Annotated in this window: 22 protein-coding genes and 1 riboswitch; of the genes, 10 read left to right on the top strand and 12 right to left on the bottom strand. The window is 68.4% G+C overall.

Features of this window, described 5'->3' with window-relative positions:
* Positions 1 to 587: 587 nt before the first annotated feature.
* On the bottom strand, positions 588 to 2438 hold the full coding sequence (thiC, locus tag ACSJJU_RS05115; protein WP_435914137.1) for a phosphomethylpyrimidine synthase ThiC: 1851 nt from the start codon (positions 2436 to 2438) through the stop codon (positions 588 to 590).
* A gap of 76 nt (positions 2439 to 2514) precedes the next feature.
* Positions 2515 to 2671: riboswitch (TPP riboswitch) on the bottom strand.
* Positions 2672 to 2763: 92 nt separating this feature from the next.
* Here thiC and ACSJJU_RS05110 point away from each other — a divergent pair.
* From ACSJJU_RS05110 to ACSJJU_RS05095, 4 genes are all read left to right on the top strand, one after another.
* A complete protein-coding gene (locus ACSJJU_RS05110) occupies positions 2764 to 3120 on the top strand; it encodes a PilZ domain-containing protein (protein ID WP_435914135.1) in 357 nt (118 codons plus the stop codon).
* Entirely contained in the window at positions 3117 to 3464 is a 348-nt protein-coding gene (locus tag ACSJJU_RS05105; RefSeq protein WP_435914134.1) for a DUF1491 family protein, read from the top strand. The genes ACSJJU_RS05110 and ACSJJU_RS05105 overlap by 4 nt, the downstream gene beginning before the upstream one ends.
* Before the next feature lie 84 nt (positions 3465 to 3548).
* Entirely contained in the window at positions 3549 to 3953 is a 405-nt protein-coding gene (locus ACSJJU_RS05100; protein WP_435914133.1) for an Hpt domain-containing protein, read from the top strand.
* A gap of 41 nt (positions 3954 to 3994) precedes the next feature.
* Positions 3995 to 4468, top strand: a complete 474-nt coding sequence (locus ACSJJU_RS05095; protein WP_435914132.1) for an MmcB family DNA repair protein — start codon at positions 3995 to 3997, stop codon at positions 4466 to 4468.
* 58 nt (positions 4469 to 4526) lie between these two features.
* On the opposite strand, the gene ACSJJU_RS05090 is transcribed toward ACSJJU_RS05095, so the two are convergent.
* Positions 4527 to 6479: an HD-GYP domain-containing protein gene (locus ACSJJU_RS05090; protein ID WP_435914130.1), complete on the bottom strand. Its 1953-nt coding sequence runs from the start codon at positions 6477 to 6479 to the stop codon at positions 4527 to 4529.
* Between the two features lie 56 nt (positions 6480 to 6535).
* On the opposite strand from ACSJJU_RS05090, the gene ACSJJU_RS05085 reads away from it, so the two are divergent.
* Positions 6536 to 7213 (top strand): transglutaminase-like cysteine peptidase, encoded by a 678-nt coding sequence (locus ACSJJU_RS05085; protein ID WP_435914129.1) that lies wholly within the window; start codon positions 6536 to 6538, stop codon positions 7211 to 7213.
* Positions 7214 to 7645: 432 nt separating this feature from the next.
* Here ACSJJU_RS05085 and ACSJJU_RS05080 read toward each other — a convergent pair whose 3' ends face one another.
* From ACSJJU_RS05080 to ACSJJU_RS05070, 3 genes are all read right to left on the bottom strand, one after another.
* Positions 7646 to 8188 carry an ActR/PrrA/RegA family redox response regulator transcription factor gene (locus tag ACSJJU_RS05080; protein ID WP_435914128.1) on the bottom strand — a complete coding sequence of 181 codons (543 nt, stop codon included), beginning with the start codon at positions 8186 to 8188 and terminating at the stop codon, positions 7646 to 7648.
* Positions 8185 to 9513 (bottom strand): ActS/PrrB/RegB family redox-sensitive histidine kinase, encoded by a 1329-nt coding sequence (locus ACSJJU_RS05075; RefSeq protein WP_435914127.1) that lies wholly within the window; start codon positions 9511 to 9513, stop codon positions 8185 to 8187. Before ACSJJU_RS05075 ends, ACSJJU_RS05080 begins: the two co-directional genes overlap by 4 nt.
* 172 nt (positions 9514 to 9685) lie before the next feature.
* Positions 9686 to 10279 carry an ankyrin repeat domain-containing protein gene (locus tag ACSJJU_RS05070; RefSeq protein ID WP_435914125.1) on the bottom strand — a complete coding sequence of 198 codons (594 nt, stop codon included), beginning with the start codon at positions 10277 to 10279 and terminating at the stop codon, positions 9686 to 9688.
* A 95-nt stretch (positions 10280 to 10374) separates the two neighbouring features.
* On the opposite strand from ACSJJU_RS05070, the gene ACSJJU_RS05065 reads away from it, so the two are divergent.
* The 3 genes from ACSJJU_RS05065 to ACSJJU_RS05055 are packed head-to-tail and all read left to right on the top strand — an operon-like array spanning position 10375 to position 12130.
* The gene (locus tag ACSJJU_RS05065; protein WP_435914124.1) at positions 10375 to 10992 is read left to right on the top strand and encodes an SCO family protein; all 618 of its coding nucleotides are present in this window, start codon (positions 10375 to 10377) and stop codon (positions 10990 to 10992) included.
* Positions 10989 to 11429 carry a YcgN family cysteine cluster protein gene (locus ACSJJU_RS05060; RefSeq protein ID WP_435914123.1) on the top strand — a complete coding sequence of 147 codons (441 nt, stop codon included), beginning with the start codon at positions 10989 to 10991 and terminating at the stop codon, positions 11427 to 11429. Before ACSJJU_RS05065 ends, ACSJJU_RS05060 begins: the two co-directional genes overlap by 4 nt.
* Positions 11426 to 12130 carry a M48 family metallopeptidase gene (locus ACSJJU_RS05055; protein WP_435914122.1) on the top strand — a complete coding sequence of 235 codons (705 nt, stop codon included), beginning with the start codon at positions 11426 to 11428 and terminating at the stop codon, positions 12128 to 12130. Before ACSJJU_RS05060 ends, ACSJJU_RS05055 begins: the two co-directional genes overlap by 4 nt.
* Here the strand turns inward: ACSJJU_RS05055 and ACSJJU_RS05050 are convergent.
* A complete protein-coding gene (locus ACSJJU_RS05050; RefSeq protein ID WP_435914121.1) occupies positions 12110 to 14293 on the bottom strand; it encodes a transglycosylase domain-containing protein in 2184 nt (727 codons plus the stop codon). The two genes, ACSJJU_RS05055 and ACSJJU_RS05050, sit on opposite strands and share 21 nt — an antisense overlap.
* Positions 14294 to 14601: 308 nt before the next feature.
* Here ACSJJU_RS05050 and ACSJJU_RS05045 point away from each other — a divergent pair, with 308 nt between their 5' ends.
* Positions 14602 to 15183 (top strand): TetR/AcrR family transcriptional regulator, encoded by a 582-nt coding sequence (locus ACSJJU_RS05045; protein ID WP_435914120.1) that lies wholly within the window; start codon positions 14602 to 14604, stop codon positions 15181 to 15183.
* 190 nt (positions 15184 to 15373) lie between these two features.
* On the opposite strand, the gene gyrB is transcribed toward ACSJJU_RS05045, so the two are convergent.
* The 6 genes from gyrB to ACSJJU_RS05015 all read right to left on the bottom strand — a co-directional run bounded on the left by gyrB (position 15374) and on the right by ACSJJU_RS05015 (position 22379).
* Positions 15374 to 17797, bottom strand: coding sequence for a DNA topoisomerase (ATP-hydrolyzing) subunit B (gene gyrB, locus ACSJJU_RS05040; RefSeq protein ID WP_435914383.1), 2424 nt, complete (start codon positions 17795 to 17797; stop codon positions 15374 to 15376).
* 11 nt (positions 17798 to 17808) lie between these two features.
* Complete coding sequence (recF, locus tag ACSJJU_RS05035) at positions 17809 to 18942, bottom strand: DNA replication/repair protein RecF (protein WP_435914119.1); 1134 nt, start codon at positions 18940 to 18942, stop codon at positions 17809 to 17811.
* Positions 18943 to 19404: 462 nt separating this feature from the next.
* Positions 19405 to 20514: a DNA polymerase III subunit beta gene (gene dnaN / locus ACSJJU_RS05030; RefSeq protein ID WP_435914118.1), complete on the bottom strand. Its 1110-nt coding sequence runs from the start codon at positions 20512 to 20514 to the stop codon at positions 19405 to 19407.
* 167 nt (positions 20515 to 20681) lie between these two features.
* Positions 20682 to 21023: an arsenate reductase family protein gene (locus tag ACSJJU_RS05025; RefSeq protein WP_435914117.1), complete on the bottom strand. Its 342-nt coding sequence runs from the start codon at positions 21021 to 21023 to the stop codon at positions 20682 to 20684.
* Positions 21020 to 21670 carry a CoA transferase subunit B gene (locus ACSJJU_RS05020; RefSeq protein WP_435914116.1) on the bottom strand — a complete coding sequence of 217 codons (651 nt, stop codon included), beginning with the start codon at positions 21668 to 21670 and terminating at the stop codon, positions 21020 to 21022. Before ACSJJU_RS05020 ends, ACSJJU_RS05025 begins: the two co-directional genes overlap by 4 nt.
* 1 nt (position 21671) lies before the next feature.
* Positions 21672 to 22379 (bottom strand): CoA transferase subunit A, encoded by a 708-nt coding sequence (locus ACSJJU_RS05015; protein ID WP_435914114.1) that lies wholly within the window; start codon positions 22377 to 22379, stop codon positions 21672 to 21674.
* Between the two features lie 187 nt (positions 22380 to 22566).
* On the opposite strand from ACSJJU_RS05015, the gene ACSJJU_RS05010 reads away from it, so the two are divergent.
* On the top strand, positions 22567 to 23064 hold the full coding sequence (locus ACSJJU_RS05010; protein WP_435914113.1) for an invasion associated locus B family protein: 498 nt from the start codon (positions 22567 to 22569) through the stop codon (positions 23062 to 23064).
* Positions 23065 to 23118: the final 54 nt, after the last annotated feature.

The raw sequence follows: 23118 nt of genomic DNA, 5'->3' as shown, positions 1-23118 counted from the left end.
CAGGGGACTTGGACCCCCCGCGCGCGGAGGCGCGCAGTTCAAAAATGCAGGGGACTTGGTCCCCAGCACGCGGAGGCGTGCAATTCAGGATTGCAGGGGGACTCAGTCCCCTGCACCCCATTCGTTTTTCGCGCCGCACCCGGCCGCAGCCGATGCGCCCGCCGACCGAAGGGGGCTACCGGGCCTCTCCTGCTGGGTGCGCCCGAAGCCACAGGGGGCAATACGGACGTGCAGGCGGCCAGCGCAGGCGCCCTACTGCCCCTCGCATCTCCGTCGCTATCTCCGTCGCCACCTCCGCCAGCGGCAACCCGCGTGCCGAAGGCCTAAGCCCTTGAATGATTTTAAGGAGCAGGCGCAACGCTTCCGGCAGGGCGCGTTCCAATAAAGGGCCCATGGAACACGTGCGCCCGCCTGCCCGTACCCGGCTCATTCCCTGACCCCGATACAAAAAAGGGCCGCGCCCTTTCTGCAGGACACGGCCCTTAAAAACGAATTGGGGGTGCAGGGGGATCAAGATCCCCCTGCGTAACTTTCCCCTTTCGATCTCCCTTTCGAGCTCCCTTTCGAGCCCCCTTCCGAGGAGCCCCTTACGGCACCGGCTGGTAGATTTCCGCGCCTTTCTCGCGGAATTCGCGGGACTTTTCCTCCATGCCGGCGAGCGGGTCGAGGCCTGTGCCGCCTGTGGCCACGTCGTTCTGGCCCTTGGCGGCCTCGCGGATGTCGTGGCTGATCTTCATGGAGCAGAACTTGGGTCCGCACATGGAGCAGAAGTGGGCGACCTTGTGTGCTTCCTTCGGCAGGGTTTCGTCGTGGAACTCGCGGGCCGTATCCGGGTCCAGCGAGAGGTTGAACTGGTCCTCCCAGCGGAACTCGAAGCGGGCGCGGCTGATGGCGTCGTCGCGCAGGCGGGCGGCGGGGTGTCCCTTGGCGAGGTCGGCCGCGTGGGCGGCGATCTTGTAGGTGATGACGCCGTCCTTCACGTCGTTGCGGTCGGGCAGGCCTAGGTGTTCCTTGGGCGTGACGTAGCAGAGCATGGCGGTGCCGAACCAGCCGATCATCGCCGCGCCGATGGCGGAGGTGATGTGGTCGTAGCCCGGCGCGATGTCCGTGGTGAGCGGCCCGAGCGTGTAGAACGGGGCCTCGCCGCAGCACGCCAGCTGCTTGTCCATGTTTTCCTTGATCTTGTGCATGGGCACGTGGCCCGGCCCTTCGATCATCACCTGGCAGTCCTTGGCCCAGGCAATCTTCGTCAGCTCGCCGAGCGTTTCCAGCTCGCCGAACTGGGCGGCGTCGTTGGCGTCGGCGATGGAGCCGGGGCGCAGGCCGTCGCCCAGCGAGAAGGAGACATCATACGCCCGCATGATGTCGCAGATTTCCTCGAACGCTTCGTAGAGGAAATTCTCCTTGTGGTGGGCGAGGCACCACTTGGCCATGATCGAGCCGCCGCGGCTGACGATGCCGGTGGTGCGCTCGGCGGTCAGCGGCACGTAGGCGAGGCGCACGCCCGCGTGGATGGTGAAGTAGTCCACGCCCTGCTCGCACTGCTCGATGAGGGTGTCGCGGAAGATCTCCCACGTCAGTTCCTCGGCGATGCCGCCCACCTTCTCCAGCGCCTGGTAGATGGGCACGGTGCCGATGGGCACCGGCGAGTTGCGGATGATCCAGTCGCGGATGTTGTGGATGTTGCGGCCGGTGGAGAGGTCCATCACCGTGTCCGCGCCCCAGCGGATGGCCCAGACCAGCTTGTCCACCTCTTCCGCCACCGACGAGGTGACGGCCGAATTGCCGATGTTGGCGTTGATCTTCACCAGGAAGTTGCGGCCAATGATCATCGGCTCGGTTTCCGGGTGGTTGATGTTGGCCGGGATGATGGCCCGGCCGCGCGCCACCTCGTCGCGCACGAATTCGGGCGTGATGTAGTCGGGGATCTGCGCGCCCATCGGGTTGCCGTCGCGCTGGAGCTGTTCCTTCAGCTTCTGGCGGCCCAGGTTCTCGCGGATGGCGATGAACTCCATCTCGGGCGTGACGATGCCGGCGCGGGCATAGGCCAGCTGGGTGACCACCTTGCCCGGCTTGGCCCGCAGCGGCCGGTGGCGCACCGGGAACTCGGGCACCAGATGCTTGCCCTCGGCGAAGCCGTTGTCTTCCGGCTTGATGTGGCGGCCGTCATAGGCTTCCACGTCGTCGCGCCCCTCGATCCAGGGCGTGCGGATGCGCGGCAGGCCCTTGGTGATGTCGATCTCGACGTTCGGGTCGGTGTAGGGGCCGGAGGTATCGTAGACCACGACCGGCGGCTCGTTGGCGCTCGGGTGCAGCGCGATCTCGCGCATGGGCACCCGCATGGCGGCGCAGTTCTCGCCGCTCACGTAGATCTTGCGCGAACCGGCGATCGGGCCGGTGGTAACACTCAACTCCCTGGGTGATACAGGCTTGTTCATCGGGGACCTCTCCTTGGCGATGCCGAGAGATCCGGACCCCATTGCCGGGTATGAGGCCGGGGGAGAACGAACGACGCCCCCCGGTTTGCTCCATCCCTCCGCCGGTATGATCCGGATCAGGTTCTAAGGGTTCCCGCGCCCCGGTCTGTCATTCGCACCAGCGTTCCGCTGGCCTGATGGTTGCCGGTTTGGCGGTATCTCAGCCCCCTGCCGGGGCACCCCTTGGATGGTTCAGACTATCTCGTGCCGTCGAACGGGTGTCAATCCGGGGCGAGTGGCATTCGGCAACAAAATGTCCTATTCTCCCCCCAGCAGGGGTTTGAAAATGAACGCGACGAACAAGACTTCTTCCTCGCCGGGAAGCGGCAGCGATCAGCGTCGCTATCGCCGGCGGCCGGTGCTGTGGAAGGGGACTGTGGAAATCGCCCGCCACAAGCTGGAATGCCTGGTGAAAAACGTGACGCCCGCCGGAATGCTGGTGGAGCTGGACCTGCCGCTGGCCGCAGGGGCGGCGCTGCGGGTGGTGCTGCCCGACAGCCGGCCGCTGGCGGCGCGGATCGCCTGGTCATCGGGCCCGGCCCACGGCCTCGCCTTCACGGACCCGGAAGACGACGTGCTGGCCGCACTCGGCAGGCGGGCCGCCTCCCTCGGTTTCCCGGCGCCCCGGGAAGCCCGGGCATGATGATGCTGCCGCGCCTGACGACTCGCTTCTGGGTCTCCGCGCTGGTGCGGCGGTGCAATGCGGAAGGCGTACCCGCAACGGTGATCCGCCACGGCTATGACGAGGCCGGGGCCGTGCTGTTGCTGGCCCACCACCGCGACGGCCGGTGCCGCCTGTTCGGCGCGACCCTTCGGCAGAATGGCGACAAGGCCTGGCTCGCCCTCACCGGAGCCGAGCCGGTCAACCCGCCCGAGGCTGATGCGTTGATCGAGAAGCAGCGCCGGTTCGACCCGGACCTGTGGGTCGTGGAGCTGGAGACGGACCGGCCCGAAAACTTTCTCGACGAAGCGGTGATCGCTTCATGATCCGTTTCGCTCTATTCCCGGTTGCGCCGACCATCCTCCAGCAGGCAGAACAGGACATGCGTCCAGAAACCAGCGTGGAAACCGATGTCTGACCGAACCGCCGCCAGCTACGCCAGCGCCGAGCTGGTGAACAGCTACAAGGCGTGGACCGCGGACGCCGTGGCCCAGCTGCGCCATCTGGTGGACTCCTGGCGGCAGGAGCGCTGCCCGGGGGACGACGCCCGCCAGCGGATTCTGGAAATCGCCCACAACATCAAGGGCATGGGCTCCAGCTTCGGCCACCCGCTGATGACCGAGGCCGGCCGCTCGCTGTGCGCCTACCTGCGCCTCAAGGCCGGCGCGCCGGACGAACTGCCGGTGGTGGAGGCCCACGTGGAGAGCCTGGACCGCATCCTTGCACTCGGGCCGGTGCCCCACGACAACATCACCCACGCGCAGTTCATCGCGCCGCTGCACCGCCTGACGGGCCTGAGCGAGATCGAAGCCTGAACCGGGCTTTTGTTCCCGGTTTGATCTGATACACTGGGCCCATGCCCGACGCCCCTTCTCCCGCCGCCCGGCTCCTCGACGCCCGTGACGTGGCGCGGGGCGTCAGCCGCCTGCTCTACCGCATGGGATGCGCCGCCCTGACGGAATTCCCGCTGGGCAACGGCCGCCGCGCCGACGTGGCCGGCCTCTCCCGCAAGGGCCAAATCACGCTCGTGGAAATCAAGGTCTCGCTCGCCGACCTGCGCGGCGACGCCAAGTGGCCGGAATACCTGGACTATTGCGACGACTTCTACTTCGCCGTGCCGGCCGGCTTCCCCCTCGACGACTTCCACACCCCCGCCTTCCTGCCCGAACGCGCCGGGCTCATCGTCGCCGACCGCTTCGAGGCCGCCATCCTGCGCCCCGCCGCCTGCACACCCCTCAGCGCCGCCCGCCGCAAGGCCGAAACCCTGCGCTTCGCCCGCCACGCCGCCCACCGGCTGTTCTTCCAGATGAACCCCGGGTTCGAGGGGTAGGAGTCCGGTGTTTTCATGATTTTTTGCAGAGGGTCCGAGACCCTCCTGCAAAAACCAATCACACCTCCAGGATCTCGCGGCCGCCGCGGTTGTCGATCACGTGGGCCATGGCGGAGAGGATCTGGGCGTCTTCCGGCTGGGCGTCCCGGCGCAGCAGGGCGAGGGCTTCGTCCAGCGGCAGGGCGTTGCGGAAGGCGCGGGGGCTGACCATGCCCACCAGCGCGTTGGCGAGGCGCAGCACGCGGGAGAGCGGCGAGGGCGACGGGGAGTCCACCCCGGCCACGGTTTCGGCCACCGGCCCGTCGAACGGCACGTTGGCGAGGATGCCCGCGCTCTGCGCCAGCGAGGCGCGCACGATGGCCCGCTCCTCCTCGGTGAGCGGCCCTTCCTTGGTGAGGATGCGGCGCGGCACCATGATCTTGCCGAGGTTCATGAGCTGGCCCGCCAGCCGCACGGTCTCGACCGCCTGCGCATCGAGGCCCAGCTCCGCCGCCACCGCCGCCGCCACGGCCGACACCTTCTCGGAGTGGTGGCGGCTGCCGGGGTCGCGGGCGTCGATGAGGCCGGTCAGCGCCAGCACCAGCGCCGCCATGTTGGCCTCCCGCCGCGCGCGCTCGGCCAGCAGCTCGGTGATGTCATGGGCGACGAGCAGCGTCTCGCCCTCGGGCATGGCGACCGCCTCCACCTGATGGCGGCGCACCGCGCCGTCGGCGTCCTTCAGGTCCACCAGCGCCTCGGCCGCCTCCGCCGTGCGTGCCTGGGCGAGCAGGTCGGCAATGGCCGGCCCGGCCTCGCCGAACAGGCGGGCGAGCGGCACGCCGTGGGCGTCCTCGCCCGCGTTCAGCCAGGCGCGCAGGCGGGCGTTGGAGAAACGCAGCAACCCGTCCTGATCCACCACGGCGATGAGCGTCGGCTGGCGGTCGGCAACGGTGGAGAGGAAGGCGCGCAGCCGCGCCTCGCGCTCGGCGGTCTCGCGCGCGACAGCCGCCGACTGGGCCGCCCGCTTGGAGGCCCCGTGCCGCCAGGCGAGCAGGATCAGCGCCGTCACCAGCGCCACCAGCGCCAGCAGCGCGAGAAGGCGCAGCCGCCACTGGAGGTTGACCGGCCCCAGCGCTTCCCCGGAATCGATGGCGCGCACCAGAAACAGCGGCGTGCCCGCCACCGGCTGCACCATGACCAGCGTGTTGCCATAGTCGTGCAGGCGGCCGGGCGCGGCAGCCATGGCGGCAAGCTGGGCAGGCGTCGGCAACCGGTCCGGGTTGCCCCGGACGAGGGCCCCGTCCGCCCCATCCGCGCCGCCTCGGACATAGAGCCCCGCGCGGACGGACTGGAACCGCTCGGACGCAGTGGTCAGCACCCGCTCCACATCGGCAAGGGCGCGCACGCCGTAGACATAGGCGACAGGCTCGCCGCCCTGCGGCTCGGGCACCGGCGCCAGGAAAGAGAGGGCATACTGCTCGCCCAGCCGGACGCCGTAATCGGTGACCGTGACGCCCTCCGCCGCCCGCGGCAGGGCCGCCTGCGCCTCCGGCAGCGGGCCGCCGAAACTGGCGATCTCGCGGCCGTCGCGCCCGAGAATGGCAAGGCCCGGCGCAACCGGAAGCTCCACATTGGCGCGGCGCGGCGGCGTCGCCTCGGCAAACCCGGTCTGGGCGACGGTGGTCTCCAGGAGGCGCGCCAGATATTCCGCCTGCCCCGCGCCCACGGCGGCGCCCCGCACGGCGGCGGGCTCCTGCGCCCCCATGGCGTAGATGGCGACAGCCGGATTGGCCGCGAGACGGTCCACAACGCCCCGCTGCTCGTTCAGCCAGACACTGACCGCCTGCGCGCGGCCGCTGGCGGCAAGCGCCATCTCCTGTTCGAGAAGCTGGATCTGGCGGTCCCGGTCACGGCCCGCCACCAGGAAAGCGAGGATCAGCCCCACGACAAAGAGAACCGCCACACCCGCCAGCCACACCCAGACCTGGCGCCCGAGACCATCGTTTTCGCTATTCAGCTTGGATAATGCCACGCCCCGCCTCCCATATGTTGACGGAGTATAAACCACTTTGCTCGATGAACGGAACCATGCGTAAGGTCATCCTCGCCGCTGTACTGCTGGGGGCTATGCCGTTCCAGGCCCTGGCAGCGCCCTCGGGCATTTTCGGCAGCAGCGAGACGCGCCACTCCAACATCGGCACCTTCCGCAAGTGGACCGACATGCTGGCACGCAACGCCCGCCCGGCCGCAGCGGACGAAACCTCCGGCCCCGCCCCCGGCGCGGCGGCGCTGGCGAACAGCGGCGCATGCCGCCCGGACTCGCCCGCCGGCTGCGCCCGGCCCTCGTGGTCCGCACTGATGGAAAGCCTCAAAGGCAAGGACCGGGCCACCCAGCTGCGCCTCGTCAACGACACCATGAACCGCGTGCGCTACGTGACCGACCGGGAAAACTGGGGCGTCAACGACTACTGGGCCACAGTGGACCAGTTCCTGGCGCGGGGCGCGGGCGACTGCGAGGACTTCGCCATCGCCAAGTACATGGCACTGAAAGCGGCAGGCGTTCCGCCCGAAGACATGCGCATCGTCGTGCTCCAGGACCTCAACCTCGGCGTGCCCCACGCGGTGCTGGCCGTGCGCGAAGGCAACGGCTGGCTGATCCTCGACAACCAGATCAAGGAAGTGATGCCGGACAAGGCCATCGTCCACTACCGGCCCATCTACTCCATCAACGAACAGAACTGGTGGCTGCACCAGAACGCCGACTGACGCACTCCGCCCGTGAGGGGGTGCGTCGCCTTGCAGGATTGAAGGATTGAAGGATTGAAAGATTGCAGGAGGGGCTTGCCCCTCCTGCACCTCCCTTGAGTTTATCGGGACTCGTTTCCGGTGCGTGCTGGAAACGCGGCCCGATATCTTTTCACATCAAGGGGCCGCGCCTGGCAGAAGCAGAAGAGCCTGCCGGGATGGCCGGGAGGCCCGCATCGACGGGAGAGACAGGCGCGTCCCTGTCAAACAAACACCCGTTCGCACCTCCCTTGACCCACGCACGGCCCGAAAAACGAAAGGGAGGTGCAGGAGGGTCCAAGACCCTCCTGCATAGGGAAAACAAAAAACAAAAGACGCTCCAGAAAACGCTCTCGGTGCGTGGCGGAGCGGCAGGGTGTGTGGTCCCTTCTTTTCTCCCCCGGCTTTCCGTCCTCAGCGGGGCGAGCGTTTGGAGAGGATGCGCTGGAGGGTGCGGCGGTGCATCTTCAGCCGCCGGGCGGTTTCCGAGACGTTGCGGCCGCACAGTTCGTAGACGCGCTGGATGTGTTCCCACCGGACGCGGTCGGCGGACATGGGTTCCTCCGGCGGAGCGGGGCGTTCGCCTTCTTCCGCCAGCAGGGCCTTGACGATGTCGTCCGGGTCGGCGGGTTTGGCGAGGTAGTCGACGGCGCCGGTCTTGACCGCGGCGACGGCGGTGGCGAGGTTGCCGTAGCCGGTGAGGATGATGGCGCGGATGTCCGGGCGCAGCTGGCGCAGGTCGGAGACCACGTCGAGGCCGTTGCCGTCTTCCAGCCGCATGTCGACGACCGCGAAGGCGGGTTTGAGCTGGGCCGCCAGCTTGCGGGCCTCGGCGACGCCGGTGGCCGTGTTCACCGCGAACCCGCGCCGCTCCAGGGTGACCGCCAGGCGCTGCCGGAATGCCGCGTCGTCGTCCACCAGCAAGAGGCTCATGTCGTCCTTGGCAACCGAAGTCATGATTGGGTCTCCTCTGCGCTGAAGGCGTGGCGCGGCCAGCAGACGTCCACCCGCGCGCCCCCTTCGGGACGGTTGGAGAAGGTGAGCGTCGCGCCGGTGCGCTCCAGCAGGGTTGTGGCAATGAAAATGCCGAGGCCGGTTCCGCCCGAGCCGGACTGGGACGGGCCGAGGTAGGGTTCGCCCAGCCGGGGCAGGAGCACGGGATCGAAGCCGTCTCCATCGTCCCGGATCGTCAGGCAGACGACGTCGCGGTCGTCGGTGATCTCCGCCTCCACCCGGCTGCGGGCGTGGCGGACGGCGTTGGACACCAGATTGTTGAGGCCGTGGATCAGCTCGGGCGAGCGGGCGACGGAGACCGGCCGCCGGGCCGGATCGCGGCTGGCGTAGGTGACCGACAGCGTGATGCCCCGCCCCTCGAACGGCTGGAACACCTCCTGCGCCACCGCGTCCAGCGGCAGCTCGGGGAAGGGCTGCTCCGCCTCGGCGCGGCGGGCGATGCCGACGAGGATTTCCCGGCAGCGCGCCGCCTCGTCCCGGAGCAGGCGCACGTCGGAGCCGAAGTCCGGGTCGTTGCCCAGCTGGTCGTCCAGCTCCCGCGCGATGAGGGTGATGGTGCCGAGCGGCCCGCCCAGCTCGTGCGCGGCCGCCGCCGCCAGCGAGCCCAGCGCCGACATCTTCTGCTCCCGCGCCAGCGCCGTCTGGGTGGCGACCAGCGCCAGCTGCCGCCGCCGCCCTTCCGCCGAGACCTGCCAGGCATAGGCGGCGAGGAAGCCCATGCCGAACACCAGCGCCATCCACTGGCCCACCCGGTAGGGGACGGGCAGCGTCAGCGGCTCGCCCGGCCAGGGCAGCGGCAGCGAGGTGAAGGCCAGCACGGTGAGGCACACCGTGGCCAGCAGGAACAGGAACACCGTGTTCCGCAGCGACAGCAGCGTCGAGGAGATGGTGACCGGCACCAGAATGAGCATGGCGAAGGGGTTGGTAAGGCCGCCGGTCAGGTACAGCAGCACGGAAAGCTGGAGCACGTCGAACGCCAGGTGGACCGTCGCCTCCCGCCCGGTGAGGTAGGCCTTGGCCGGGTGCAGCAGCGAGGAGCCGAGGTTGACGGCGACGCTCGCCGCCAGCGCCGCCAGCGTGGGCCATAACGGCAGGGGGTACTGGAGGACCAGCCCGACGATGACGAGGGTGACGAACTGGCCGGCAATGGCGATCCAGCGGATCGTCAGCAGGGTGCGGACCCGCACGCCCGGCAGTCCCAGCACCAGTGGTCCGGTTGCCGTCTCGGTCTGGTCTCGGTCGTGCGTCACAGCTCCGCTATACGCCATCAATGCCTTCTCTCGATATGGGTAACTACAGGAGAACGCTCCGCCATTTCAGTCGTTAAGCCGCCGTTGCGACATTTTGTTCCCCGCGGGCACGGAGAGGCACCCCCGGGCTGTAACGCTTCGACCCGCGGAAGGCGGCCTGCCGCCTCCCGCGCGGCCTTGCCCCGCCGCCCTACTCCGCGGCCTTGGGCGGCGATTTCAGGAGGCGCAGGATCGCACCGGCCCGGCGGTTGCGCTCCGCATAGTCGATGGCCGAATAGCCTGTCACGTGGTCCGTCAGCTCCGGCTTGGCCCCTGCTTCCAGAAGCTGGCGCACCACCGGCGCGTTCAGCGCCTGCACTGCCTTGATGAGCGCCGTCTCGCCCGCGCGGTTGCGGTAGTTGACGTCCGCCTTGAACTCGATGAGCGTCCGCACGCCGTCGGTGAACCCCTGCGAGGCGGCCAGAATGAGCGGCGTGTTGCCGTCCCGGTCTTCAATGTTGGGGTTGGCCCCGCGGGAGAGCAGGTAGTTCACCCACTGGAGGTCGCGCCGCTTCACCACCATGTGGAGCGCGCCGTCGCCCGTGTCGGGGTCGCGGTAGTCGATGATTGCGGCGCCCGGCTCGTTCAGCAGGGTGTTGGCCTTGAACAGGTCCTTGTCCTTCACCGCCTTCATGAACTGGAAGGACGGTCCACCAATTTCCGCCATCGCCGGTGACGAGAGCGCAACCGCTCCCAGCACGGTAGCCGCAACGACCGGAAGCAGTCGCCCCAACATACGCGTCATTTTATCCTCTCCGTGACATCCTGGATTTTATATATCGGGTGGAGAAGGGGCGGTATACCCCTCGATCCATCCCAGTCAGGCAGAACGGGGCCGCCATGGCAGCGAAGCGCACCATTTCCTTTCCCATCATCGTCGCCGCACTGGCGGGGCTGTGCATGGTGGCGGGCATACTGGTCTGGCAGACCTGGCGCGCGGGCCAGCCGGGCGCCGACGGCCGGGTGCCCATCGGCGGGCCGTTCAGCCTGGTCAACCAGGACGGCCAGCCGGTGACCGAGAAGAGCTGGCCGGGCAAGCACCTGCTGGTCTACTTCGGCTACACCTACTGCCCGGACGTGTGCCCCGGCGACCTGCAGAACCTGTCGCTGGCGCTGACCACGCTGGAGGAGCAGAACCCGAAGGCGGCGGCGGCCATCCAGCCGCTGTTCATCACCATCGACCCGGAGCGGGACACCGTGGCCGCCCTCAAGGACTACGTCAGCCTGTTCCACCCCAGGCTGGTGGGCCTCACCGGCACGCCCGGTCAGATCGAGGCAGCCAAGCAGGCCTACCGGGTGTATGCGGTCAAGCGTGAGGACGACGGGTCCAGCGATTACCTGATGGACCACACGGCGCTTATATACCTCATCAGCCCCGAGGGGGCATACGAGGCTCACTTTACCTCCAACACGCCGCCGGCGGAGATCGCCCGGCGGCTGGGCGAACTGGCCGGATGACCGAACAAAGTCCCTTCTGGAAGCGCAAGCGCCTTGAGGACATGTCCACCGAGGAGTGGGAGTCCCTCTGCGACGGCTGCGCCAAATGCTGCCTGCACAAGCTGGAGTACGAGGACACCGGCGAGATCGCCCACACCAACGTGGCCTGCCGCCTCCTCGACCTGGACACCGGCCGGTGCAGCAACTACGCCCAGCGCAAGCGGCTGGTGCCGGACTGCCTCAAGCTGACCCCGCGGGACGTGCGGCGGCTTCCGTGGCTGCCGCGGACCTGCGCCTACCGGCTGGTGGCGCGGGGCGAGGATCTGCCGCCGTGGCATCCGCTGGTGACGGGCGACCCGCTCTCCACGGTGAAAAGCGGCGCGTCGGTGTGCGGCTGGACCGTCTCCGAACGGTTCGCCGGGCCGCTTGAGGACCATATCCTCGACGAGGAACCGTGACCGTCGAACGCCGCGAACTCACCGTCGCCGGGCGCACCATCCCGCTGGAGATCCACCGGGTGCCGCGCGCCCGCCGCATCATCCTCACCTCCCTGCCCCACAAGGGCGTGTTCCGCCTCAGCCTGCCCAAGCGGGTCTCGCTGGCCCGGGGCATGGCGTTCGTCGACGAGCGCCACGACTGGATCGCCGAGGCGCTGGCCCGCTGGCCCGCCGTCCAGACGGTGGGCCACGGCAGCCGCATCCCCTTCGACGGGGAGGAGCTGGTGGTGGAATGGGAGGAAAAGGCGGGCCGGCGCGCGGTGCGCGTGGGCAACAGGCTGATCGTCGGCGGGCCGGAGGCGCATGTGCCGGTGCGCGTCGCCCGCTTCCTCAAGGACGCGGCGCTGAAGGACCTGACCGAGCGCACCCTCGCGCTGGCGGCCCGGCACCAGCTCACGGTGGCGGACGTCTCCATCGGCGACCCCGGCGCGCGCTGGGGCAGCTGTTCGTGGCAGAAGAAGATCCGCTTTTCCTGGCGGCTGATCTGCGCGCCCGCGTTCGTGCGCCAGTATGTGGTGGCGCACGAGGTCGCCCACCTGCGCCACATGGACCACAGCGCCGCGTTCTGGGCCTTCAACGCCGAGCTCTACGGCGGCCCGGTCGCCCCGGCGCGCGCCTGGCTGCGCGCGCACGGCAGTTCGCTACATCGGATTGGCGTTTGAGGCGGCGCTGGCCGCACCGGCGGTCGCCGCGCGGCCGGCCCGGGTGTTGTCCTCCAGCACGCTCCTGAGCCAGGCGTCGTCGAGGCGCGGCGCGGCCTGCTGCGGCGCCGGGGCCGAGGCCGCGACCGGAGCGGATGCGGCGCTCGCGTCGGATGTCTGCTGGCCCGGCGCCTGGGGCTCGTTCCGGGGCGCTTCCGCCACCGCGCCGTCGGGCGCCGGAACCGGCGTGCCGTCCGGCAGGGTGTAGCCCTCCTCGCCCGGCGAGGCGATCAGCTCGCCCGCCTCCACGAGACCGTAGGCTTCCGCATCGGGCTCGCCCCCGTCGACGCCGGAGGCGTCCACGAACAGCGGCTGCACCGGCAGGCCTTCCGTCGCCTCGCGCATGAACGCCGCCCACACCTTTGCCGGTGCCGCGCCGCCCGCCATGCCGCGCACGGCCTTGTTGTCGTCGCGGCCCAGCCACACGCCCGCCGTCAGGTCCGCCGTGAAGCCGAGGAACCAGCCGTCGCGGTTGGACTGGGTGGTGCCGGTCTTGCCCGCCGCCGGGCGGCCGATGTCGGCGCGGCGGGCCGTGCCGGTCTGCACCGCCGCCTGGAGCAGGCGGGTCATGTTGGCGGCCACCTCGGGCGAGACCAGCTCGCGCGGGGCCTCGGGCTGGTACTGGTAGAGCACCTTGCCCTTCATGGTCTTGACCGTGCGGATGCCGTAGGGGCGCACCTCGACACCGCCGCGCGCCACGGCGGCAAAAGCGGTGGTCAGGTCGATCACCCGCACCTCCGACGTGCCCAGCGCCATGGCGGGGGTGGTGGCGACGGGCGTGGTGATGCCGAAGCGGCGGGCCATGGAGGCCACCCGGTCGAAGCCCACCTCGTCGGCGATGCGCACCGCCACGGTGTTGAGCGACTGGGCGAAGGCCTGCTCCACCGTCACCGGCCCCCTGAAGGTGCGGGTGCTGTTGGAGGGGGACCAGCCGTTGATGGTGACGGGCTCGTCCATGTAGACGTCCGTGGGGCGCACGCCCGCCTCCAGCGCCGCCAGGTAGACGAACAGCTTGAACGCCGAGCCCGGCTGACGGCGGGCCACGGTCGCCCGGTTGTAGGTGCTCGACACATAGTCGCGGCCGCCCACCATGGCCCGCACCGCGCCGTCGTGGCCGAGCGCCACCAGCGCGCCCTGCACGCCCTCGGGCGCGTTCTCCGCCAGCGCCCGCTCCGCCGCGCGCTGGGCCTTGGGGTCGAGCGTGGTCTCGATCTCCAGCGGCTCCACGGTCTCGTCGGTGAGGGTGTCGAGCTGCTCCAGCACCCAGTCGGTGAAGTAGCGCACGTTGTTCTCGCGCGGCTGGCGGGCGAAGCGCACCGCGGCCAGATCAATCCGCTCCGCCGCGGCGGGGGTGATGTCGCCGTTGTCCACCATCGCCGCCACCACGATGCGGGCGCGCTCCCGCGCCCTCTCGGGGTCGGACGAAGGCGCGTAGCGCGTCGGGGCCTTGACCAGACCGGCGATGATGGACGCCTCCGTCAGGCTGAGGCTGCGGGCCGAATGACCGAAGAACTTGCGCGAGGCCGCATCGACGCCATAGGCGCCGCCGCCGAAGTAGACCCGGTTCAGGTAAAGCTCCAGGATCTGGTCCTTGCTGAAGCGCGACTCCATCGCCAGCGCCAGCACCAGTTCGCGCACCTTGCGGGCGTAGGAGCGCTCGTTGGTGAGGAACAGGTTCTTGACCACCTGCTGGGTGATGGTGGAGCCGCCCTGCACGCTGCGCCCGGCCTGAAGGTTGCGCACCATGGCGCGGACAATGCCCTCGGGGTCGATGCCCACGTGGCGGTAGAACTTGCGGTCCTCGATCGCGACCATGGCGGTCTTGATGGTGTCCGGCAGCTGGCTGGAGGTGAGCCACTCGCCATAGGACGGGCCGATGGTGACGATGGTGGAGCCATCCATGGCCTTGATGACGATCATCTGGCCGCGCGGCTGGGTCTTCAGCGCCTCGAAGCTGGGCAGCGACTGCACGGCGATGCCGACGGCCGCCCCGAGCCCGATCGCGGCAAGCAGCACGATACCGCACACGACAGCCAGGGCGGTTTTCAGGAAACCCCGGCCCTTGCGGCGCTGCGCCGACGGTCCGCGCCCGGAGGCGCGCTGGGAGTCGTTATTTCTGGTCATGCGGCACAATCGCTACCGTGCATTCGCGCTGTCGGCAAGTTGAGCATCGTCATCCCCGGCCCGATCCCGGCACCGCCTCAAGTCCGGCACCGCCCCAAGTCCGGCCCGCCATCTCATGGTGCTGCTGAACCGGCCATGAATTGGATTGCCGGGGCACGTAACGCCTTGAATTGGTCAAAATGAAGGCGGTCGCCCGGGGGTGCGTCGCCCACCCCTTCCCCATAACCGACCGTTCGGTTATGATGATCTGTGAGTTCCGTGGCCGACCGTTCGGGTCAGGCCAGAAAGGCTTCAGGGGGGAGAAGCAGATGGCGCGGCCAATCGTCAAGGACGCCGCCGCCCGCGATACCAGCATCGTGGACGGCCTGATCCGGGTTTTCAAACACAAGGGCTACGACGGCGCCTCGCTGTCCGATCTGGCGGCAGCAACCGGCATCGCCAAGGCCAGCCTCTACCACCGCTATCCGGGCGGCAAGCCCGAACTGGGCCGCACCGCGCTGGCCGAGGCCGGGCGGCGCTTCGCCAGCCTGATCCTCAAGCCCCTCCAAACCGACGCCTCCGCGCACGAACGCCTCGTCGCCATGCTGGACGGCGTCGCCGCCTTCTACGGCACCGAGTCGCCCGCCTGCCTGATGAACACCCTGACGCTGGGCGACGCCCTGCCCCTGTTCGGCCGGGACATCCGCAACACCCACAACGCCTGGCAAAAGCTCATCGCCCGCGCGCTGGAAGAACTGGGCCGCCCCGAGGCGGAGGCCATGGACGAAGCCGATGACATCATCGCCCGCATCCAGGGCGCCCTCGTCCTCTGCCGCCTCAGCGACCGCACCGGCAGCCTCGCCGCCATGCTGGACCGCATCCGCCGCCAGCTGGGGCTCGCGGCGGCGTAAGGGGGGGCAAGGTACCTGCAGGGGGAACCTGTTCCCCCTGCGCCCCCCTGTTCGTTTTTCGGGCCGTGTTTCCCGCGCCCTCCCGAAACGCGGCCAAAGGAAAAGGGCCGCGCCCTTCCTGAAGGACACGGCCCTTTGATCGAACGGGAGGTTGCCCGGAGGGTCCGCGACCCTCCTGCAAGACGCAAAATCAGACGTCCAGGTTCGCCACGGTCAGCGCGTTGTCCTGGATGAACTCGCGGCGCGGCTCCACCACGTCGCCCATCAGCTTGGTGAACATCTCGTCCGCCGCGTTGGCATCGTCGATCTTCACCTGGAGCATGGAGCGGTTGGCCGGGTCGAGCGTGGTCTCCCACAGCTGTTCCGGGTTCATCTCGCCCAGACCCTTGTAGCGCTGGATGGCGAGGCCCTTGCGGCCCACCGCCATGACGCGGTTGAGCAGGTCGGTCGGGCGGCGGATGGTGGCGTCGCCCAGCATGGCGGGCTGGACGTAGCTCTCCGCCTCCTCCTGCGCCGCCGCGTGCAGCTTGCGGGATTCGGCCGAGATGAGCAGGCCCCGGTCGATGACGTAGTGATCGGCCACGCCCCGCGATGTGCGGATGAAATGGTAGCCGCCGCCGTGGGCCGCCTCGCCGGTCCACTCCGCCTCATCCCAGGCGTTGAGACGCTCGGCCACCTTGCGGGCCTGCGCCGCCTGCTGTTCGGTGTTGCCCGCCAGCGCCGGGTCGAGACCGCCGGTCAGCGCCAGCTCCTCGACCAGAAGCAGGTTGTAGCGGGTCGGCACATAGTCCAGCAGCGTGCGGATGCGGCGGGCATGCTGCACCAGATGGCGCAGGTCCTCGCCGCCGCGCTGGCCGTTTGCGGTCACCAGCACCGCGTCCTGAAGGCCGGCGTCCACCAGATAGTTGTCCAGCGCCGCGTTGTCCTTCAGGTACACCTCGGAGCGGCCCTTGGTCACCTTGTAGAGCGGCGGCTGGGCAATGTAGAGGTGGCCCGCCTCGATCAGCTCGCGCATCTGGCGGTAGAAGAAGGTGAGCAGCAGGGTGCGGATGTGCGCGCCGTCCACGTCCGCGTCGGTCATGATGACGACCTTGTGGTAGCGCAGCTTGGAGAGGTCGAAGTCCTCCCGCCCGATGCCGGTGCCGAGCGCCGAGATCATCGTGCCGATTTCCTTCGACGACAGCATCTTGTCGAACCGCGCCCGCTCCACGTTCAGGATCTTGCCGCGCAGCGGCAGAATGGCCTGGAAGGTGCGGTTGCGGCCCTGCTTGGCCGAGCCGCCGGCGGAGTCACCCTCCACCAGGAACAGCTCGGACTTGGCCGGGTCGCGCTCCTGGCAGTCCGCCAGCTTGCCGGGCAGCGAGGCGACATCCAGCGCGCCCTTGCGCCGGGTCAGCTCGCGCGCCTTGCGGGCGGCCTCGCGGGCGACGGCCGCATCGACGATCTTCTGAACGACGGTGCGGGCAAGCGCCGGGTTTTCCTCAAGCCACTCGGCGAGCTTCTCCGACAGCAGGCTCTCCACCGGCGCGCGCACCTCGGAGGAGACCAGCTTGTCCTTGGTCTGGCTGGAGAACTTGGGGTCCGGCACCTTGACCGAGACAATGGCGGTGAGACCCTCGCGCATGTCCTCGCCCGAGAGGTCCACCTTCTCGCGCTTCATCAGGCCGGAGGAGTCGGCGTAGCTGTTCAGCGTGCGGGTGAGCGCCGCGCGGAACGCCGCCAGGTGGGTGCCGCCATCCCGCTGCGGGATGTTGTTGGTGAAGCACATCACCTGCTCGTAGTAGCTGTCGTTCCACTGGAGCGCGATGTCCACACCGATGCCGTCCCGCTCGCCGCGAATGGCGATGGGGTTCGGCAGCAGCGCCTGCTTGGCCCGGTCGATGTACTTCACGAAGGCCTGAATGCCGCCCTCGTAATGCAGCATGATCGTCTTGGGCTCGGCGTGGCGGTCGTCGGTGACGTAAATGCGCACGCCCGAGTTGAGGAACGCCAGCTCGCGGAAGCGGTGCTCCAGCCGGGCGAAGTCGAACTCCGTGACCTTGAAGGTGGCCGGCGAGGGCAGGAACGTCACCTCGGTGCCGCGCCGCTCGCGGCCCTGCTCGTCCACGCCCGCATCACCCACCACGGCCAGCGGCGCCTCCGGCTCGCCGTGACGGAAGCGCATGAAATGCTCCTTGCCGTCACGCCAGATCCGCAGCTCCAGCCACTCGGAGAGCGCGTTCACCACCGAGACGCCCACGCCGTGCAGACCGCCCGAGACCTTGTAGCTGTTCTGGTCGAACTTGCCGCCCGCGTGCAGCTGGGTCATGATGACCTCGGCCGCCGAGACGCCCTCCTCCGGGTGGATGTCCGTCGGAATGCCGCGGCCGTTGTCGCGCACCGTGACCGAGCCGTCCGGGTTGAGGATCACGTCGATCCGGTCGCACCAGCCCGCCAGGGCCTCGTCGATGGCGTTGTCCGTCACCTCGAAGACCATGTGATGCAGGCCCGAGCCGTCCTCGGTATCGCCGATGTACATGCCCGGCCGCTTGCGAACGGCATCCAGGCCTTTCAGAACCTTGATGGATTCCGCGCCATAGCTGTCGTTCGACGGCAGCGTCTCATCAGTCACGATGCTTCCTCGTACTAGAATGCAAGCCGGGTGGGTTTACCGGCTTCAATGGTCCAGAGCTGTGCACGCCCCTTGAGCCCGACGAATACGTCGGCGTCGGTTCCGGTCATCCACGCCTGCACACCCATGCTCATCAATATGTCAAATAGCCCGCCACGACGCCCCGCGTCCAGATGTGCCGCGACTTCATCCAATAAAAGAAGGGGCCAGCGCCCTGTCAGTTCTGCCACAAGCCGTGTCTGGGCCAAGACCAAACCGATCAGCAGTGCTTTTTGCTCGCCGGTTGAGCATCTTCCGGCCGGCATCGCCTTGGCCGCATGCGTCACCACCAGATCGGTGCGGTGAATGCCGCAACCCGCCCGGCCGGAAAGCTGGTCCGCCGCCCGCCGCTGGGCCAGCGCCTCGGCCAGCCATTCCTCCACATCGAGCGCCTTGGCGGTGTCGAGACGGGCCTCCACCTCGCCCTCCAGCGCCAGCACCGCCTTGGGGAACGGGTCCTGCCCGTCCACCGCGATCAGCCGCTGCAACGCCCCCAGCGCATCGCGCCGCGCCGCCGCCGCCGCCACGCCATGCTCGGCCATCTTGCGCTCCAAGGCCGACAGCCACGCCGGGTCCGCCCGCCCCTCCGCCAGCAGACGCCCGCGCTCGCGCATCGCCGCCTCATAGCGCGCCACATGGCCCGCATGGTCCGGGTACAGCGCCAGCACCATCCGGTCGAAGAACTTGCGGCGGTTGGAGGCCCCCTCGACAAACAGCCGGTCCATCGCCGGCGTCAGCCACAGCACGTTGACCACCGACAGCAGATCCGCATTGGTGGCCGGCGTGCCGTCGATCCGCAGCTGGCGGCGGTCCCGCGCCTCGGCCGTGGTGCCCGTGCCCACATCCGTCTGGCCATGGCGGCCCGCCAGCCGGGCCGCAACCGCCCAGCCGGGCGCATCCCCCTCCCGCTCCATCTCACGATAGGTGGCGCCGCGCAGCCCGCGCCCCGGCGACAACAGCGACACCGCCTCCAGAATGTTGGTCTTGCCCGCCCCGTTCGGCCCGGCCAGCACCACAGGCTCCGGCCCCGTCTCGAGGCTGGCCTCGGCATAGGACCGGAAACGGGTCAGCAGCAGCCGCGATACCCAGGTGGCGGAAGGAGCAGTCATGATGACATGCTCTCTAGCCGCCCGGCCGCCACGCGGCAAGGACGGGGGGTGGCACCGGGGGTTTTGCGCGGAGTTTGGAGTGGACGTCTGAGTGGAAAGGGGGTCTGTGACCCCCTTTCGATCCCCCCTTCGTTTGTCGGGACGCACCCGGTCACGGCCGCACGGCCCTTCTCTGCAATCGGGAGGGCTTCAATCGGCCGCACGCGGCCGCAGCCACAGCGCAAGCCGGAGAAACGCACCGCACCTGCTCCGTGAAATCATGCAGCAAACAAGCCCGCTGAACGCGGCACGGGGAAAGGCTGTCGGCGGAGACCGGGTGCGGCCCTGTTTCAAAAATCGGGAAACGGAAAGGGCCGCGCCCTTTGTGCAAGGACACGGCCCTTTGAGACGAAGGGGGTGCAGGGGGTCAAGACCCCCTGCAAGAAAACCCTTTAAACGATAGAAGTTTGCACGCCCCCGAACTCACACCCGCATCGGCATCAGCACGAAGATGGCGGGCGAGTCCGCGGCTTCGCGGATGAGCGTCGGCGAGGCGGCGTCGGCCAGGTGCACCTCGACGGTTTCGGTTTCGATCTGGCTGAGGATGTCCAGCAGGTAGCGGGAGTTGAAGCCCACTTCCAGCGGGCCGGCGCTGTATTCGGCCGAGATTTCCTCCGCTGCCGTGCCGGCCTCGGGCGAGGTGACGGAGAGGGTTACCTTGTTGGTGTCGAGGCTCAGCTTCACGGCCCGGGTCTTTTCGGTGGCGATGGTGGAGACGCGGTCCACGCCCGCCGCCAGTTCCTTGGCGTTGATGCGCAGCAGGCGGTCGTTCGCCGTCGGGATGACGCGGCTGTAGTCCGGGAAGGTGCCGTCGATCAGCTTGGAGGTGAGCACCGCGCTGTCGAAGGCGAAGCGGATCTTGGACTGGGACAGGGTGACGCGCACGTCCCCGTCCATTTCGTCGAGCAGCTTGCGGATTTCCGCCACCGCCTTGCGGGGGATGATCACGTCCGGCATGCCGTCCGCGCCTTCCGGCCGCTCGATGGCGACGCGGGCGAGGCGGTGGCCGTCGGTGGCGACGGCGCGCAGCGCGGGCTTCGCCTCATCCGTCACGTGCATGAAGATGCCGTTCAGGTAGTAGCGGGTCTCTTCGGTGGAAATGGCGAAGCGGGTGCGGTCGATGGTCTGCCGCAGCGTCGCCGCCGGAATGGTGAAGCCGAACGGCAGGTCGCCTTCGGAGAAGATGGGGAAGTCGTCGCGCGGCAGCGTCGCCAGCTGGAAGCGCGAGCGCCCGGCCGCAACCGACAGGCGGCCATCGGCCAGCGTCAGCTCGATCTGCGAGCCGTCCGGCAGCTTGCGGACGATGTCGAAGATGGTGTGGGCCGACACCGTGGTCGCGCCGCGCTGCACCGTGGTGGCCGGCACCATCTCGACCACCTGCAGGTCGAGGTCTGTCGCCATCAGGCGCAGGCCGTCGTCCTCGGCTTCGATCAGCACATTCGACAGAATGGGAATGGTGTTACGGCGTTCAACCACCGACTGAACGTGGGCGAGAGCCTTCAAAACTGCCGCCCGTTCGACCGTTACTCTCATCGATCCCTCATTCTGCGAAGCCGATTTTTACGGCCCGGTTCCTATACCGACACAGCATATCGGAGGCCCTGCCAGCAGACACCCTAAATATAGGATTTGCCCCCCATAAAGCTGTGGATATTTCTACCGAAACGGCGTTTTGGTCAAGCGTTTGCGCGCATGAGCCCCTATTCGGCGAGGGTTTCCAGCACCGTCTCGGGCGGGCGTCCCACCCGGGCCTTGCCGTTGCCGATGGCGACCGGCCGCTCGATCAGCCGGGGCGTCCCGGCCATGGCGGCGAGCAGCGTCGCGTCGCTCGCCCCCTTCAGCGCCGCCGCCTCCGGCTCCTTCCAGCGCACCAGCGATTGCACGCCCCCCGGCAGCAGGGCCGCGACGGCCTTCAGCTCCTCAAGGCTCGGCGCGTCCTCGAGGTAGAGCCGCAGCACCGGCTCCACACCCTTCTCCTGAAGAAAACCGAGCGCCTTGCGGGACGTGCTGCAGCGGGGGTTGTGCCAAAGGGTAATGCTCATGCCATCTCCAATGCCACCTCGAAGGCGGCGGTCGTCTTCGCCTTCACCTCGTCCACCGTGACGCCGGGGGCCAGTTCGATCAGCTGGAACCGCTGCCCCTTGGCGGGCCGGTTGAACACGGCGATGTCTGTAATCAGCATATCAACGACGTCAACTCCGGTCAGCGGCAGCTCGCACCGGGGCTTGAACTTGGGCGAGCCGTCCCTGGCGGTGTGCTCCATGACGACAACCACCCGCTTCGCGCCCGCCACCAGGTCCATGGCGCCGCCCATGCCCTTCACCAGCTTGCCGGGCACCATCCAGTTGGCAAGGTCGCCGCCCTCGCTCACTTCCATCGCCCCGAGGATGGTGAGGTCCACGTGGCCGCCGCGGATCATGGCGAAGCTGTCGGCGGAGGAGAAATAGCTGCTGTAGGGCAGCTCGGTGATGGTCTGCTTGCCGGCGTTGATGAGGTCCGGGTCTTCCTCGCCCTCGTAGGGGAAGGGCCCCATGCCCAGCATGCCGTTCTCCGACTGGAGTACCACGTGCATGCCCTCGGGGATGTAGTTGGCCACCAGCGTCGGAATGCCGATGCCCAGGTTGACGTAGAAACCGTCCTTCAGTTCCCGGGCGGCGCGGGCCGCCAGTTCATCACGTGTCCAGGCCATGTTACGCCACCTCCCGCTTGCGAACCGTGCGCTGCTCGATGCGCTTCTCGAAATGCGTGCCCTTGACGATGCGCTGGACGAAAATGCCAGGCGTGTGGATGTGGTCCGGGTCCAGGCTGCCGACGGGCACCAGCTCCTCCACCTCGACAACCGTCACCTTGCCCGCCATCGCCATCATGGGGTTGAAGTTGCGGGCGGTCTTGCGGAACACCAGGTTGCCTTCCGTATCCGCCTTCCACGCCTTGATGATGGCCAGATCCGCCGTCAGGCCGGTCTCCATCACATAGTGGCGGCCGTTGAACTCCCGCGTCTCCTTGCCTTCGGCCACGATCGTCCCGTAACCGGTGGCGGTGTAGAAGGCGGGAATGCCCGCGCCGCCGGCGCGGATGCGCTCGGCCAGCGTGCCCTGCGGGTTGAACTCCAGCTCCAGCTCGCCCGAGAGGTACTGGCGCTCGAACTCCTTGTTCTCGCCCACATAGGACGAGATCATCTTCCGGATCTGGCGGGTCTTGAGCAGCAGGCCAAGGCCGAAGTCATCGACGCCGCAGTTGTTGGAGATGACCGTCAGATTCTTCACGCCACTGTCGCGCAGGGCGGCGATGAGGTGCTCTGGAATGCCGCACAGACCGAAGCCGCCGGACATGATGGTCATGCCGTCGAACAACAGCCCGTCGAGGGCCGCGGCCGCGTCAGAGTAGACTTTACTCATTATTCCCCCTCCTCTATCGGGATTGGAATAGCTGGAAGCGCGGAAATTCGGACGGCGAATGCAACACAATCCCGAACCGCGATTCAACTTTTTTTGCCGCTCTTGGGAAGCTCCGGGCCATATGCTCCGTTCTCGTGGTCTTTTTACATCAGTTAGCGCGCGCCTGGCGGCCGTCACGCTCGCGGTGATGATGCCTGGGACCCCGGCAGCGGCGGCCCCGAAGGCGATCGGCGCCTATGGGGACTGGGGCGCCTTCCGCGAGGAGGGAAGTGCCCCGCGCTGCTACATCGTCAGCCCGCCCGCCTCGATCAGGACCAGCGCCGGCGGCAGCATCCGGCGCGGGGCGGCGGCGCTGAGCGTCGGCATCTGGCCGGACCGGGGCATCGACGGACAGGTCTATGTGGAAACCGGCTTTCCCATCGACGCGGGCGCGCCCGTCACCTTGAAGGCGGGGTCGCGCAGCTTCACCCTGCTGCCGCAGGGAGAGTCGGCCTGGGCGGAGAACGCGGGGGCGGACGCGGCCATCATCACCGCCCTGCGCGGCGGCAGCGCGGTGGAGGTGGTCGCCACCTCCCGGCGCGGCACGCAGGTGACGGACCGCTACGCGCTGAAGGGCTTCTCCGCCGCGCTCGAGGCCGCGCGAAACGCCTGCCGGGGCAAAAGCAGCGCCAAAAGCGGCAGCTGACACTGGTGAATCGGAGGGAAATCGCGTAAATCAGCGGCTTCAGCCCCCCATGAC

It is taken from the genome of Pedomonas sp. V897 (assembly GCF_051304405.1).
Lineage (GTDB): Bacteria > Pseudomonadota > Alphaproteobacteria > Sphingomonadales > Sphingomonadaceae > Pedomonas.
The sequence above is the reverse complement of the archived record's forward strand: the minus strand, read 5'-3'. Positions and strand labels throughout refer to the sequence as shown.

What these genes read in the sequence shown, in the direction of transcription:
- ACSJJU_RS05050 (WP_435914121.1), bottom strand. Translation starts at nt 14,293, where the DNA reads ATGACCAGAAATAACGACTCCCAGCGCGCCTCCGGGCGCGGACCGTCG.
- ACSJJU_RS05025 (WP_435914117.1), bottom strand. Translation starts at nt 21,023, where the DNA reads ATGAGCATTACCCTTTGGCACAACCCCCGCTGCAGCACGTCCCGCAAG.
- ACSJJU_RS05075 (WP_435914127.1), bottom strand. Translation starts at nt 9,513, where the DNA reads ATGGCGTATAGCGGAGCTGTGACGCACGACCGAGACCAGACCGAGACG.
- ACSJJU_RS05015 (WP_435914114.1), bottom strand. Translation starts at nt 22,379, where the DNA reads ATGAGTAAAGTCTACTCTGACGCGGCCGCGGCCCTCGACGGGCTGTTG.
- ACSJJU_RS05020 (WP_435914116.1), bottom strand. Translation starts at nt 21,670, where the DNA reads ATGGCCTGGACACGTGATGAACTGGCGGCCCGCGCCGCCCGGGAACTG.
- recF (WP_435914119.1), bottom strand. Translation starts at nt 18,942, where the DNA reads ATGACTGCTCCTTCCGCCACCTGGGTATCGCGGCTGCTGCTGACCCGT.
- ACSJJU_RS05045 (WP_435914120.1), top strand. Translation starts at nt 14,602, where the DNA reads ATGGCGCGGCCAATCGTCAAGGACGCCGCCGCCCGCGATACCAGCATC.
- ACSJJU_RS05065 (WP_435914124.1), top strand. Translation starts at nt 10,375, where the DNA reads ATGGCAGCGAAGCGCACCATTTCCTTTCCCATCATCGTCGCCGCACTG.
- ACSJJU_RS05105 (WP_435914134.1), top strand. Translation starts at nt 3,117, where the DNA reads ATGATGATGCTGCCGCGCCTGACGACTCGCTTCTGGGTCTCCGCGCTG.
- dnaN (WP_435914118.1), bottom strand. Translation starts at nt 20,514, where the DNA reads ATGAGAGTAACGGTCGAACGGGCGGCAGTTTTGAAGGCTCTCGCCCAC.
- ACSJJU_RS05095 (WP_435914132.1), top strand. Translation starts at nt 3,995, where the DNA reads ATGCCCGACGCCCCTTCTCCCGCCGCCCGGCTCCTCGACGCCCGTGAC.
- thiC (WP_435914137.1), bottom strand. Translation starts at nt 2,438, where the DNA reads ATGAACAAGCCTGTATCACCCAGGGAGTTGAGTGTTACCACCGGCCCG.
- ACSJJU_RS05070 (WP_435914125.1), bottom strand. Translation starts at nt 10,279, where the DNA reads ATGACGCGTATGTTGGGGCGACTGCTTCCGGTCGTTGCGGCTACCGTG.
- ACSJJU_RS05080 (WP_435914128.1), bottom strand. Translation starts at nt 8,188, where the DNA reads ATGACTTCGGTTGCCAAGGACGACATGAGCCTCTTGCTGGTGGACGAC.
- ACSJJU_RS05010 (WP_435914113.1), top strand. Translation starts at nt 22,567, where the DNA reads ATGATGCCTGGGACCCCGGCAGCGGCGGCCCCGAAGGCGATCGGCGCC.
- ACSJJU_RS05085 (WP_435914129.1), top strand. Translation starts at nt 6,536, where the DNA reads ATGCGTAAGGTCATCCTCGCCGCTGTACTGCTGGGGGCTATGCCGTTC.
- ACSJJU_RS05100 (WP_435914133.1), top strand. Translation starts at nt 3,549, where the DNA reads ATGTCTGACCGAACCGCCGCCAGCTACGCCAGCGCCGAGCTGGTGAAC.
- ACSJJU_RS05060 (WP_435914123.1), top strand. Translation starts at nt 10,989, where the DNA reads ATGACCGAACAAAGTCCCTTCTGGAAGCGCAAGCGCCTTGAGGACATG.
- ACSJJU_RS05110 (WP_435914135.1), top strand. Translation starts at nt 2,764, where the DNA reads ATGAACGCGACGAACAAGACTTCTTCCTCGCCGGGAAGCGGCAGCGAT.